The sequence below is a fragment of the Dactylosporangium sp. NPDC048998 genome (assembly GCF_043197855.1).
Taxonomy (GTDB): Bacteria; Actinomycetota; Actinomycetes; order Mycobacteriales; family Micromonosporaceae; genus Dactylosporangium.
This window is the reverse complement of the sequence record NZ_JBICTV010000003.1, coordinates 672,960-685,794: the sequence shown is the minus strand read 5'-3', so window position 1 is coordinate 685,794 and position 12,835 is coordinate 672,960. Positions and strand designations below refer to the sequence as shown.

The following is a 12,835-nucleotide window of genomic DNA, read 5'->3' as shown; positions in this document are numbered from 1 at the left end:
CCCCCACAAAGGAGGCCCGTGCCACGGGGTAAATTTCAATTGGCACTGGCTTAACAAGCACCCTGTTGAGTTCTCAAACAACCAACACACACCGCCGAGGTTCGCGATCACTCGCTTGCCTCATCCGGGGCAACTTCTCTACTTTACCAGTTCGCTCGCCGTTGTCAAGCTCGTTGTCCGAACTTTCTCACTGCGCGCGATTTTCCCGAGCATAGCAAGCGCGCCGTTTCCGGCGATCTTGTTTCGGGAGATCCGGTCGCACCGGCCGGCTTCGGGGTTCTTCACCCGCTTGCCCGCCCGGCTCGCTACCGGCTTTACTACCTTACCAGCCCGGTCCGTCCTGTCAAGTTCGCGCTTTCCGCTTCTCGACCTTCTGAGCCGTTTCTCCCGCGCACGCCAACCGCGCCGTCTCCGGCGCCGAACCTGCTCGGGATTTCGGTAGGCCGGCCGGCTCTTGCGAACCCGCCCGGTGCCCTACCGGCTGGAGTACCTTACCCGGCCGGCTTCGCGGTCGCCAACTCGCGCTCCCGCACCGCCCAGTGGTACCAATCCGACAAACCGGTCGTTTCCGCCCAGTTCCTCGGACCTGGAGAACCATACGGACCCCGCCGGGCCCGAGTCAAATCGGCCTACAGCTGGCGGTTCGCCAGGCTCGGCAGCGTCTCGCGAATCTCGTCGAGCCGCGCCAGGTCGAGCTCCGCGAACGTCACGCCGACGACGTCGGGCGCCTGGGCGACGACCGTCCCCCACGGGTCGACGACCATGCTCCGCCCGAAGCACGTGCGATCGGGATCGTGGTTGCCGATCTGCCCGGCGGCGAGCACGTAGCACTGATTCTCGATGGCCCGGGCGCGCAGCAGGACCTCCCAGTGATCGCGGCCGGTGTGCAGCATGAAGGCCGCCGGCACCACGAGCACGTTCGCGCCCTCGATCGCCAACCTGCGGTACAACTCGGGGAAACGAAGGTCGTAACAGATCGACAGGCCCAGTCGGACCCGCTCCACATCGACGATCTCCGTCGAGTCACCGGGCGCGACCGTGGCCGATTCCTGGTACGAGACGCGGCCGGGGATCTCGACGTCATAGAGGTGGATCTTCCGGTAGGCCGCGGCGAGCGCACCGGACCGATCGAAGACGAGCGTCGTGTTGTAGGTGTGCTCGGCATCCGGGCCGGTCTCGTGGAACGACCCCGCGTGCACCCACATCCCGAGCTCCCGCGCGGCGTCGGCGAAGAACGCGGCGAACTCGCCGTCGACGGGCTCGGGCTTGGGCGCCGAGCGCGCGCGGCCCAGGTAGTCGACGTATTCGGGCAGCACCGCCAGGTCCGCTCCCCCGTCGGCGGCCCGCTGCAGCAGCGACCGGGCGACCCGGAGGTTCTCTGCCCGATCGTCACGGGCGTTGAGCTGACACACCGCTACGCGCATACCGGCCAGCCTACGTTCAGCCGGCGGTGAGCACGAGGGCCAACGCGGCTAGCCCCAGCCCGGTGATCTGCAGCGGGCGCATCCGCTCGCGGTCGATGGCCATCGCGAGCAGCACGGTCGACACCGGGTAGAGCGAGGCGAGCGGCGCGGCTACGCTGAGTACCCCGTTGCGCACGGCGAACAGATAGAGCGCGTTGGCGGCGACGTCGAAGGCTCCCGCGGTACCGCCGAGAAGAAGAGTGCGACCCCGAGCACGCATCGGGACGCGGAGCGCGCGCATGGCCACGAGCAGGCCGGCGGTGCCCGCCACCCGTCCCGCCAGCAGCGGCCACATGCCGGAGGCCTCGGACGTCTGGGCCACCAGCGTGAAGTACCCGCCGAACAGGACCCCGGACAGCAGGGCCAGTCCCAGCAGCCCGCGGGAGGCTCGGGCGCCGTTGCGCGGTCCCGCGCTCACGAGCGTGATCGCCGCCACCGCCAGCACGGCCCCGACGAGCGCCAGGGCCGAAGGGAGCTGATCGAGGACAAGCCCAAGCAGCAGCGGTACGGCGGCAGTCGTCGTCGCCGTAAGCGGCGCCACGGTCGACATCGCACCGCCGGCGAGCGCCCGGTAGAAGATCACCAGCCCGGTGATGCCGACCAGCCCCGAGGCCGCGCCCCAGGCGAGGTCGGCCACGCCCGGCAGGCTCGTCCCGGTGGCCAGCAGCCAGCCGATGACGAGCGGGATGCCGGCCGTCTCGGCGACGAGCGCCACGACGAATGAGTCGGCGCGCTGACTCGCCTTGCCACCGGCGAAGTCACCCGCGCCCCAGACGAGCGCGGAGGCCGCGGCACATACGAGGAACAGCACGGCGGCAACGATATTCGCAGCGTTTGGCGTCCACAACGATTATTTCCGTCGTCTGTCCGCACTTCGGCGACGATTTCCCTGCTCCTACGCGCCGGGATTCCGTTGTACGGACGCAGAGTGACCCGGGACGCTGTGTCCCGGGTCACCTGGAAGCTTGCGTCTGGGTCGGCGTCAGGCCGACTTCTCCTCGCGGTCCGCGCGGCGGCGGCCGACGCGGTGGGCGGCGAGGTCCCGCGGCACGATCGTCGGGATGACCTTCTCCAGGACGACCTCGCGGGTGATCAGCACCCGGGCGATGTTCGGGTTGCTCGGCACCTCGTACATCACGGAGAGGAGCACCTCCTCCATGATCGCCCGCAGGCCGCGGGCGCCGGTGCCGCGCAGGATGGCCTGGTCGGCGATCGACTCGAGGGCCTCCGGCGCGAACTCGAGCTCGACGCCGTCGAGCTCGAACAGGCGCTGGTACTGGCGGACCAGCGCGTTGCGGGGCTCGGTGAGGATCTTGACCAGCGCGTCGCGGTCGAGGCTCTTGACGCTCGTGATCACCGGCAGGCGCCCGATGAACTCGGGGATCAGGCCGAACTTGAGCATGTCCTCGGGCATGACGTCGGAGAATGCGTCGTCGGCCGTCCGGTCGGTGATCGAGCGCAGGTTGGCGCCGAAGCCGGTGCCACCCTTGCCGACCCGCTGCTGCACGATCCGGTCCAGGCCCGCGAAGGCGCCGCCGCAGATGAACAGCACGTTGGACGTGTCGATCTGGATGAACTCCTGGTGCGGGTGCTTGCGCCCGCCCTGCGGCGGGACGTTGGCGACCGTGCCCTCGATGATCTTCAGCAACGCCTGCTGCACGCCCTCGCCGGAGACGTCCCTCGTGATCGACGGGTTTTCCGACTTGCGGGCGATCTTGTCGACCTCGTCGATGTACACGATCCCGGTCTCGGCCCGGCGGATGTCGTAGTCGGCGGCCTGGATCAGCTTCAGGAGGATGTTCTCGACGTCCTCGCCGACGTATCCCGCCTCGGTGAGCGCCGTGGCATCGGCGATCGCGAACGGCACGTTGAGCATGCGCGCGAGCGTCTGGGCCAGGTGCGTCTTGCCGCAGCCCGTGGGGCCGATGAGCAGGATGTTGGACTTCGCGAGCTCGACGCCGTCGCCGCCCGAGTTGCTGCCGGCCTCGGCCTGGACCCGTTTGTAGTGGTTGTAGACCGCGACCGCGAGGGCCTTCTTGGCCTGGTCCTGGCCGACCACGTATTGATCGAGGAAGGCACAGATCTCCATCGGCTTGGGCAGCTCGTCGAACTTGACGTCGCCCGACTCCGCGAGCTCTTCCTCGATGATCTCGTTGCAGAGATCGATGCACTCGTCGCAGATGTAGACGCCGGGACCGGCGATCAGCTTCTTCACCTGCTTCTGCGACTTGCCACAGAAGGAGCACTTCAGTAGGTCGCCACCGTCGCCGATCCGTGCCACCTACGATCTCCCTGCCTTCGGCCGGACCCTGCGTCCGGATCGCATCCTCTGCCACACGGGGGCGACTGACGCCCACGCTGGCTACTGCCTCGACGTTACCTGTTGGTCGCCCGTATTCCGACCCCCTACGCGGGGGTGTCTTTCCCCCGGGCGCCCGACGGGGCATTTTTTCGCTTGAAGCGGGAACCTCATCGGCTCGCCGAACCGGGATGGGTTGGCGAGCCGATGAGAGTGTTGCCCGGCGCGTCAGCTGCCCGAGGCCACCAGGCTGGACTTCTTGCGGCTGACCAGCACGTTGTCGACCAGGCCGTACTCCTTGGCCTCGTCGGCCGTCAGGATCTTGTCCCGGTCGATGTCCTTGCGGACCTTCTCCACCGCCTGGCCGGTGTGCCGCGACACCATCTCCTCGAGCTGGGTCCGCATCCGCATGATCTCCCGGGCCTGGATCTCGATGTCCGAGCCCTGACCGTAGCCGCCCTCGGTGGCCGGCTGGTGGATGATGATGCGCGAGTTGGGCAGCGCGAGGCGCTTGCCCGGCGTGCCCGCCGCGAGCAGCACCGCGGCCGCGCTCGCCGCCTGGCCCAGGCACACCGTGAGGATGTCGGGCCGGACGTACAGCATGGTGTCGTAGATCGCCGTCATGGCCGTGAACGAGCCACCGGGCGAGTTGATGTACAGCGTGATGTCCCGGTCCGGCTCCGTGCTCTCCAGCGTCAGCAGCTGCGCCATCACGTCGTTGGCCGACGCGTCGTCGATCTGCACGCCGAGGAAGATGATCCGGTCCTCGAACAGCTTGTTGTACGGGTTGGTCTCCTTGATGCCGTACGACGTCCGCTCGACGTACGACGGCAGGATGTAACGGTTGTGCACCTCGCGCAGCGCCGGGGGCAGGCTCAGATCGGTCATGGCTTCGCTCCTCAGGACAGTGTTCCGGCGCCTTCCGGAGCCTGCTGGGCCCCGGTGATCACCTTGTCGATGAAGCCGTAGTCCCGCGCCTCGTCGGCGGTGAACCAGCGGTCACGGTCGGAGTCGGCCTCGATCTGCTCGAGCGACTGCCCGGTGTGGAACGACACACGCTCCTGGAACATCCGCTTGGTGTAGAGCATCTGCTCGGCCTGGATGGCGATGTCGGAGGCCGTGCCCCCGATGCCGCCGGACGGCTGGTGCATCATGATCCGCGCGTGCGGCAGCGCCATGCGCTTGCCCGGCGCGCCGGCGCACAACAGCAGCTGGCCCATCGAGGCGGCCATGCCCATCGCAACAGTCGCCACGTCGTTCGAGACGAACTGCATGATGTCGTAAATTGCCATACCCGAGTAGACGGAGCCACCGGGCGAGTTGATGTACAGCCAGATGTCCCGCTCCTCGTCCTCGGCGGCGAGCAACAGCATCTGGGCGCAGATCCGGTTGGCAACCTGATCGTTGACCTCGCTGCCCAGGAAGATGATCCGCTCCTTGAGCAGCCGGTTGAACACCGAGTCGTCGAGCGTCAGGCTCGTGTCCGCGCCCCGGCCGCGCCCGCTGGGCGCGGAACTGACTGGCGACGCTGGAATATGCAGGTCGGTCATGGCAGCCCTTCGCAAGAGTCTTGTACTTGCCGACCCTAACCGGTGCGGGGAGCGACAGCTTCCCGTGCTCACCGCATTTCGCTATGAGCGCACCGTGGTGAAGGCCGGGGCTTTTGCCCCGGCCTTCACCGTTAGTGGTCGTGGCCCTCGTGGTCGCCGTGATCGTGACCCTCGTGGTCCTCGACAGCGCCCCGCAGGTCGTCGAGGCTCAGCGTGTTGCCGTCGCTGTCGACGATCTTCACCCGCTCCAGCACCACGCCGAGCGCCTTGCCGCGGCGCACGTCACCGAAGACCGCGCCGGCCACGCCGGCCTGGACCAGCTGGTCGTAGTACTGCTGGGGGCCCATGCCCGCCCGCTGCGCCCGGTGCACGATCTCGTGCCCGAACTCGTCGTCGCTGACCTGGATGTTCTCGGCGTCGGCCAGGGTGTCGAGCACCAGCTGGACCTTCACGCCCTCGACGGCCGCCTCGTTGAGCTCGGCGTCCATCTCCTCCTCGGTCTTGCCCTCGGTCTGCAGGTAGTCGTCGAACGACGCGCCGATGCGCTGCAGCTGGTCGTTCATCGACTCCTTGCGCGACTCGACCTCCTCCTTCACCACGCCCTCGGGGGCGGGGACGTCGGTCGCGTCGATGACCGCCTTGAGGGCGAGGTCACGGGCCGAGTACAGCTGCTCCATCCGCTTCACCCGGGTGAGCCGGGTGCGCAGGTCGTCCTTGAGCTCGTCCAGGGTGTCGAACTCGCTCGCCAGCTGGGCGAACTCGTCGTCGACCTCGGGCAGCTGCTTGTCCTTCACCGACTTCACGGCGACCGACACCTCGGCGTCGCGCCCCTCGAACTCGCCGCCGACCAGCTGCGTGGTGAACGTCGTCGAGTCGCCGGCGCCCATGCCGACCAGCACGTCGTCGAGGCCCGGCACGAGCTGGCCGCTGCCGACCTCGTGCGAGACGTTGGTCGCACTGCCGCCCGGCACCTCGTCGCCGTCGACGGTCGCGACCAGGTCGATCTGGACGTAGTCACCGACCAGCGCCGTGCGCTCGACGGTCTTCAGCGTGGCGAACCGGTCGCGCAGCCCCTTGAGCTGCTCCTCGACGTCCTCGTCGCTCACGACCAGCGCATCGACGGTCACCTGGATGTCGCTCAGGTCAGGCAGGGTGATCTCCGGCCGCACATCCACCTCGGCCGTGAACTTCAGCGGCTGGCCATCGGCGAACTCGGTGATCGCCACCTCGGGCCGCCCCAGCGTCTTGACCTCGTGCTCGCGCACCGCGGCCAGGATCTGGGTCGGGATGACCTCCTGCACGGCCTCGTTCAGGACCGCACCGCGCCCTACCCGCTGGTCGATGACCGCCGAGGGCACCTTGCCCCGGCGGAACCCGGGGATGTTGACCTGCGAGCCGATCTCGCGGTACGCCTTCTTGAGGCTCGGCTCCAGCTCAGCGAACGGCACCTCGATTTCGAGCCGCACGCGAGTCGGGCTCAGGGTCTCGACGGTGCTCTTCACAGAACTTTCTCCCTCGTTGCTACGGCTGTGTGGACTGACGGCTGCGCTTTGACATGTTCCCGGTCGGGGTGGCGGGATTTGAACCCACGGCCCCTCGCTCCCAAAGCGAGTGCGCTACCAAACTGCGCTACACCCCGGTGGTGTGCGTCGGCAAGTGTATGCGCTCGGCCGGGCGGCGCGCCGCTCGGTATGCCGGTGTCGCGCACCGTGGACCCCCGAGCACGACGCCGGGTAGCAGGATTCGGTACGCTATACGCGCACCCGGTGTCCCCGGGGGCACGCGGGCGTAGCTCAATGGCAGAGCTTCAGTCTTCCAAACTGACGGTGGGAGTTCGATTCTCCTCGCCCGCTCTCACCCTTCTTCGCAGGTCAGACCACCTGTATCTACGGTTGGCCTATCTCGGTTTCACCCGTCCTGAGCAAGACCGAACCGGCCGCTTAGCTGGCGAAGCGAGTCCGCTTCGTCCGTGAATCCGCTGTATTCGCACGAGTAGCGTGGGTCGGTCCGGACCTGGATCCACGCCGACGACAGCACTCCCGCCCCCGGCCCAGGGCGCACCAAGCTTTCGCCCAACCGCACCCACACCGGCGCGGCGCTTGCGCCGTCCCGTGTCAACCCTAGTCTTCTAGGTCAATTGGCTGGTAGGCCCCTGGTCCAGCGCGATAGGCACCAGCGTGACACTGTCCGGCGCGTGGCTGTTTGGGCGTTTCACCGGAAGTTATCCACAGGCGGAAAGTTCCCATTGAGCGGCGTGTGCCGCGATGGGAGCGTGGTCCGCGGGGGTGATGTGAGGTGGTTGCTCAAGGGCTGGTCATGCTGCAGGTGGGGCAGGGCGCGGCGCTTCGCGTCCGGCTGCTGGCCAACCTCGTCCTGTACGTCCTGGTCGCGACCTGCTCCGTCGCCCTGGGCGTCGCCGCCGTCCTGCTGGACGGGAGCCTGATCTGGCGGGTGCCGACCGCCGTGGCCGGCTTCGGCGGCTTCGCCGGGCTGGCGGTGCTCGCGGCGGCCGCGGCCCGGGCCTGGACCCGCGCTCTGGTGGGCGACGCCGTCGACAGGGCCGCGCTCCGCCCCGCGGTGCGCCTCGCGTTCGCCGGCCGCGGCCTCGCGCTGACCAGCGCCGTCGCCGCCGCGATCGTGGTGCTGTACGGCCTGCTGAACGCCGACCTGGACGCACTGCTCGGCCTGCAGCCCACGGTGGTGGTCGGCGGCCTGGCCCTCGCCCCGGACGGCATCGTCGCGACCGCGCGACTGGCCCGGGCCGGGCCGCCGTAGCGACTCCGCCGCCAACCCGAACGAGCCGACGACATCCGGGACGGGAAGCGTGGTCGAGCGCTGAACCCGACGCGCTGAGTGGGAACCGCCGCCGTGGAAGGTGGGTGCACCCGCGCCCGACCCTGGGAGAGCGGATGCCGGGGCAACCCTCACGCGACGCCGCCCGAAGCGGCTCCTGAGCGTTCAGCTCGTGGGCGAGCGGCGGCCCGGTCGGGTCAGTTCCTCGCGCGGCACCCAGCCGCGCCGGATGATCTGCAGGTCGCGCTCGGCGGCGGCGAGGTCGTCGTCGGTCGGGCGGGCCGCGTCGCGGGCGCGCATCGCCGCCGACACGCTCACCTGGGACGCGCCGCCGCCCACCAGGCCACGTAGGCCGCGCTCGGACACGACCTCGTCATGGTGGTGATGGTGGTGGTGCGCGTCGTGGTGGTGGTGATGGTGGTCGTCGTGATGGTCGTCCTCGCGGACCGGCTCGGGGGCGGCCGGCTCCGGGTCGTGCACGCTCGCGGTCATCGCGAACGTGCCCGACAGCTCCGCCAGGTGGTGCGGCGAAGGGCGGGGCACGGGCCTGGGGGCAACGGCCTCGGCGTCAACCTCGACCCCGCCACCGACATCGGCACCGGCACCGGCACCGGCACCGGCGTCAGCCTGGACGTAGGAGTCGGCCTCAGCCCGAACAACGGGGTCGACCTCAGCCTGGATGTCAGGGGCGACCTCAGCCTGGACGTCGGAGACGGCGTCGGGGACGGCCGGATCGGGGGCAACCTCTTCCGAGGACGGCGGGGCCGGCGCGGGGGCGGGTTGGGTCACCGGCTGATGTTGCCGCATGCGGCGCCTCCGGCGCTGAATCCCACCCATGTGCCCGACAGTACCGCCTCCGGCGCCGCCGTCCGAAACATCAGAAAATTTCGATCGAGTTCGGCGCGACGGGCCAGCCGAAAGCGGTGCTTGTCGCGGCCACGGCGCCCGGGCGGTGTTCCCGGATGCGGCCGGCCTGGTGCAGGGCGCCGAGCGGGGTTCCGCCCAGGAACGCGGCGCCCAGGTCGGCGATGTCCAGGCTGAAGTCGGGCTCGCCGTCGGCCCGGGTGCAGGTCACCAGCGCCCCGCCGGCGCCGGCGCGCAGGCGCCAACGCCCGGTGTTCGCCTCGAGCAGGTCGTCGGTGACCTCGAACACGACGTCGACCGGGGCCGCGTATCGCCGGGCGGTCAGCGCGCGGGGCAGGTCGATGATGCGCACCCAGAGCCCGTCGGCGACCTTGCCGCCGAGCCGGCGCGGCTCGTCGACGAGGTAGAACAGCGCCTCGTCGACGCTGCTCAGGCCCTGCGCCACGGTGCGGGCCAGGTCGATGCGCAGCAGGAAGCGGTACAGCTCGGCATATGCGGTGGGTGTGGCGGCGACCACCTCGGTGACGTTGACCTCCTGCTTCGGGCCGTTGTCGTCCCAGCCGGGCGTGATGCGGTAGCGGGCGTAGCCGTCCACGACGCCGTCCGGGTTTTCGAAGAGCACCGCGCGCTCCGCGGTGCGCCCCTCCCGCCTGGCCGCCGGGTCGCTGGTCAGGTGCTTCCACCAGGTCTCGTTGCGGCTCGACCAGCCGGGGCGGGTGGGGAGCACCCGGGAGTACACCTGGGAAAGCTCCTGAATGGCGTCGGCGGGAACCGCGGCGCGCAGGTTGCCGGGCGCGGGCGGCGCGAGCACCGACACCTCGCGCCGGTCGGCGCGCATGGCCACGTTCTGCGACGCCAGGCCGTAGCCGAAGCGCTGGTAGATGCGCCCCTCGGAGGCCCACAGGGCGGCGACGGCCTCCGGCGCGGTGCGCAGCTGCTCGGTGATCATGCGGCGAAGGAGCCCACGGCGGGTGTGTGCGGCGTTCACGGCGACGCCGGTGACGTGCGCGACCGGCAGCACGCCACCCGGCACGGCGAGATCGCGGGTGAAGATGGCGACGACGCCCACCAACTGCCCGGCGTGCTCGATGACGTGGGTCCGGGCCGGCTCGGTGACGGTGCGGCCGCTGTCGGCGGGGTCGGGGTCTCCGGGGACGCCGAACGCGTCACGACGCAGGCGGGCCAGTGCGTCGAGGTCGCCGTCGGTCGCGGTGCGCAGCAAATACTCGCTCATCCGGTCGTGTCTACCTCGTGACCTCCACTGAGCGCGACCAATTTGCGCGCTCGTTACTCTCGAAACCGTATGGGGGCCGCCTGGTCTGGGTCGACCGGCGCGGAACTCCGTCGAGCCGGACATTGCTGGGGGGAGTGGCACGATGACGCAGGGTGCATTGCTGGACCTGGTCTGCGGTCCGGCGAGCCCTTTGCCCGAGACGTTCCAGCGGTACCGGCTGGTGGCCCACCTGGGCTCCGGCGGGCAGGCGGACGTCTACCGCGCCGTGCGCATCTGCGGCGGTGTGACCTCGGCGCCGATGACCGTCAAGGTCTTCCGCGTCGACCCGCAGCGGCCGATCGCCGACGAGCTGCGGTCGTGGGACAAGGGCGACGCTGCGCTCATGGACCTCAACAACCGGGGCGTTCCGGGCATCTGCCGGCGCGCCGACGGCTTCTACGGGCCGCCGCCGCACCGCCCGGGCGAGCGCCCGGCGCCCGGCGACGCGGTGCCGTACCAGGTGTACGACTATCTGCACGGTGTGAACCTGCGCGAATACGTGGCGCAGCGGTCGGACGCCGCCGCGGGAGGGCGCCGGCTCAACGCCGTCTCGGCGTTGAAGACCCTGGCCGTGGTACTGCAGCATTTGCACGACCCGCGGGAGAGCGGCGCGACGCCGGTGCTGCACATGGACGTGAAGCCGTCCAACGTGATGGTGCTCGCCACCGGCGAGGTGCGCCTGATCGACTTCACCGGCGCGCGGTACTTCCGCGAGGAGGAGATCACTCAGATCGCCTACACGCCGGAGTCGGGCGGCCCGGAGGCGTTCGGCGGCGTGAAGTACGTCGGCCCGGCGTACGACGTGCACGGCTACGGCGCGGTGGCGTACTTCATGGTCACCGGCGCCTACCCCCGCGTCGACGGCCGCAGCGACCAGCACGGCCCGCCCGACGCCTCGCCGCCGCCGTGGAACGTGCTGCGCCGCCACCCGCTGCTGGAACGCATCCCGGCGCTGCGCGACCACCTGCACGCGCCGCTGGCCGACCGGCCCGCCGACCGCCCGGAGACCCGGGAGCTGCAGTCCTGGCTGAGCGGCCTGGCCGAGCTGGTCCGCCGGGCCGGCTTGCCCGACGTCGGCTGTGACTGGCACGAGACCGAGGCGACCGAGACCGGGCGCGCGGTCGGCCGGGCCCGGCCGTCGATCAGCGGCACGGAGACCGACGCGTACCAGCGCATCGAGCGCCTGGAGCGCGAGCTTGTCGCGCTGCGCTCCGCGGCCTCCCCGGTCAACGCGGCCACGGCGTTCCACCAGCCCGTTCCCCCGGTTTCGAGCTGGCCGGCCTCGACGGCGCCGGTCTCCGCGCCTCCGGTGTCGGGCCAGCCGGTGTCGGGCGTACCCGTCTCGCCCGGCGGGGTGGCGGTCAACGCCGAGGGCGTGCCGCAGATGCGCGGCCGGGCCAAGGTCATCCCGCGCCCGGCGCCCGACCCGACCGGCATGATGCCCGCCGAGCCGGAGGAGGACCACCGCCCGCGGTACACGCCGCCGCGCGGCGAGCGCGCCCGCCAGCTCAAGATCGGCTGGGAGTTCACCGGCACCGGCGCGGTCATCGCCTTCATCTGCTGGGGGCTGTGGGCACTCAGCAGCGAGGGCAGCCTGACCGGCCCGTTCATCGCGTTCCTGGTCGTCCTCGGCGTCGCCGTCGGCGTGTTCGCCCTGGCGCGGCTGCTCGGCCGGCTCATCATCGAGCAGCGCTTCGGCCGCCCACGCCGCACGGCCAAGGGCGCCCACGCGCTCACCGGGCTGTTCCTGGCCGCGGCCGGCATCGCCTACCTGCGCGAAGTGGGCTGGTTCATCGACTTCTACCACTGGGTGAAGGACCTCATCTGGTGAGATGGCGGCGCCGCCGGCGGCCGTTCGCCGGAAAGCTCGAGGGGCTCGAGGGGCTGGTCAACTTCCGCGACCTCGGCGGCCTGCCCGCGGAGGGCGGCACCGTGCGGCCCGGCGTGCTCTTCCGCAGCGACTCGCTCGCCTACGCGACGCCGGCCGACGCCGAGCGCCTGGTGCACGACCTCGGCCTGTCCACGGTGATCGACCTGCGCGGCGAGTACGAGGTCGAGCAGCTCGGCCGGGGCCCGCTGTCCGGGGCGCGGGTCGGGTACTACTCGGCGCCGATCGCCGACGTCAGCGGCGCCGACGACCTCGTCGGGCACTATGTGGCGATGCTCACGGAGAAGGGGCCGGTGCTGGCCGGCACCATACGCCATCTGGCCTGCGCCGGCACCCTTCCGGCGGTCTTCCACTGCGAGGCCGGCTGCGACCGCACCGGCGTGCTGGCCGCGGTGGTCCTCGGCCTGCTCGGCGTGCCGGAGGACGCGATCGCGGCCGACTACGCCGCGACGGCGGCCGCCATGCCGACGATCCACGAGCGGGTGGCCGTGGTCGTGGATCGTCTGGGGCTGCCGCCGCGGCCCGCGTCGCTGCCGGTGTGGGAGCCCGAGGCCGCGCTCATGACCCGGACGCTTGACCTGGTGCGCGAGCGGTGGGGCGACATGCAGGGGTGGGCGCGCGAGTACGGGCTGACTCCCGATGAGTTGTCCGCGCTGCGCGCCAACCTGGTCATAGCCGCCTGATCAGCCGGCCGATCAGCCGTCT

At 70.4% G+C, this 12,835-nt stretch carries 11 protein-coding genes and 2 tRNA genes; 4 read left to right on the top strand and 9 right to left on the bottom strand.

The window, feature by feature from the left end:
* Nucleotides 1-629: 629 nt before the first annotated feature.
* From ACGFI8_RS10715 to ACGFI8_RS10685, 7 genes are all read right to left on the bottom strand, one after another.
* Nucleotides 630-1,424: a carbon-nitrogen hydrolase family protein gene (locus ACGFI8_RS10715; RefSeq protein WP_392802831.1), complete on the bottom strand. Its 795-nt coding sequence runs from the start codon at nt 1,422-1,424 to the stop codon at nt 630-632.
* A 16-nt stretch (nt 1,425-1,440) separates the two neighbouring features.
* Entirely contained in the window at nt 1,441-2,274 is an 834-nt protein-coding gene (locus tag ACGFI8_RS10710; protein ID WP_392802828.1) for an EamA family transporter, read from the bottom strand.
* A gap of 171 nt (nt 2,275-2,445) precedes the next feature.
* A complete protein-coding gene (gene clpX, locus ACGFI8_RS10705; RefSeq protein ID WP_392802825.1) occupies nt 2,446-3,744 on the bottom strand; it encodes an ATP-dependent Clp protease ATP-binding subunit ClpX in 1,299 nt (432 codons plus the stop codon).
* Nucleotides 3,745-3,990: 246 nt separating this feature from the next.
* The gene (locus ACGFI8_RS10700; protein ID WP_392802822.1) at nt 3,991-4,650 is read right to left on the bottom strand and encodes an ATP-dependent Clp protease proteolytic subunit; all 660 of its coding nucleotides are present in this window, start codon (nt 4,648-4,650) and stop codon (nt 3,991-3,993) included.
* Between the two features lie 11 nt (nt 4,651-4,661).
* Entirely contained in the window at nt 4,662-5,312 is a 651-nt protein-coding gene (locus tag ACGFI8_RS10695) for an ATP-dependent Clp protease proteolytic subunit (RefSeq protein WP_392802819.1), read from the bottom strand.
* A gap of 131 nt (nt 5,313-5,443) precedes the next feature.
* Nucleotides 5,444-6,814: a trigger factor gene (tig, locus tag ACGFI8_RS10690; RefSeq protein WP_392802816.1), complete on the bottom strand. Its 1,371-nt coding sequence runs from the start codon at nt 6,812-6,814 to the stop codon at nt 5,444-5,446.
* 63 nt (nt 6,815-6,877) lie between these two features.
* Nucleotides 6,878-6,951: transfer RNA gene (locus tag ACGFI8_RS10685), tRNA-Pro, on the bottom strand.
* Between the two features lie 143 nt (nt 6,952-7,094).
* On the opposite strand from ACGFI8_RS10685, the gene ACGFI8_RS10680 reads away from it, so the two are divergent.
* Together ACGFI8_RS10680 and ACGFI8_RS10675 are read left to right on the top strand one after the other, a co-directional pair.
* Nucleotides 7,095-7,165: transfer RNA gene (locus ACGFI8_RS10680), tRNA-Gly, on the top strand.
* A 442-nt stretch (nt 7,166-7,607) separates the two neighbouring features.
* Nucleotides 7,608-8,087, top strand: coding sequence for a hypothetical protein (locus tag ACGFI8_RS10675; RefSeq protein ID WP_392802814.1), 480 nt, complete (start codon nt 7,608-7,610; stop codon nt 8,085-8,087).
* A 183-nt stretch (nt 8,088-8,270) separates the two neighbouring features.
* Here ACGFI8_RS10675 and ACGFI8_RS10670 read toward each other — a convergent pair whose 3' ends face one another.
* Both ACGFI8_RS10670 and ACGFI8_RS10665 read right to left on the bottom strand, forming a co-directional pair.
* Complete coding sequence (locus ACGFI8_RS10670) at nt 8,271-8,894, bottom strand: hypothetical protein (protein ID WP_392802812.1); 624 nt, start codon at nt 8,892-8,894, stop codon at nt 8,271-8,273.
* An 88-nt stretch (nt 8,895-8,982) separates the two neighbouring features.
* Complete coding sequence (locus ACGFI8_RS10665; protein WP_392802810.1) at nt 8,983-10,203, bottom strand: GNAT family N-acetyltransferase; 1,221 nt, start codon at nt 10,201-10,203, stop codon at nt 8,983-8,985.
* Between the two features lie 142 nt (nt 10,204-10,345).
* Here ACGFI8_RS10665 and ACGFI8_RS10660 point away from each other — a divergent pair, with 142 nt between their 5' ends.
* Both ACGFI8_RS10660 and ACGFI8_RS10655 read left to right on the top strand, forming a co-directional pair.
* Entirely contained in the window at nt 10,346-12,073 is a 1,728-nt protein-coding gene (locus ACGFI8_RS10660) for a serine/threonine protein kinase (protein ID WP_392802807.1), read from the top strand.
* Nucleotides 12,070-12,813 carry a tyrosine-protein phosphatase gene (locus ACGFI8_RS10655; protein ID WP_392802805.1) on the top strand — a complete coding sequence of 248 codons (744 nt, stop codon included), beginning with the start codon at nt 12,070-12,072 and terminating at the stop codon, nt 12,811-12,813. The genes ACGFI8_RS10660 and ACGFI8_RS10655 overlap by 4 nt, the downstream gene beginning before the upstream one ends.
* The last annotated feature ends 22 nt before the right edge of the window (nt 12,814-12,835 follow it).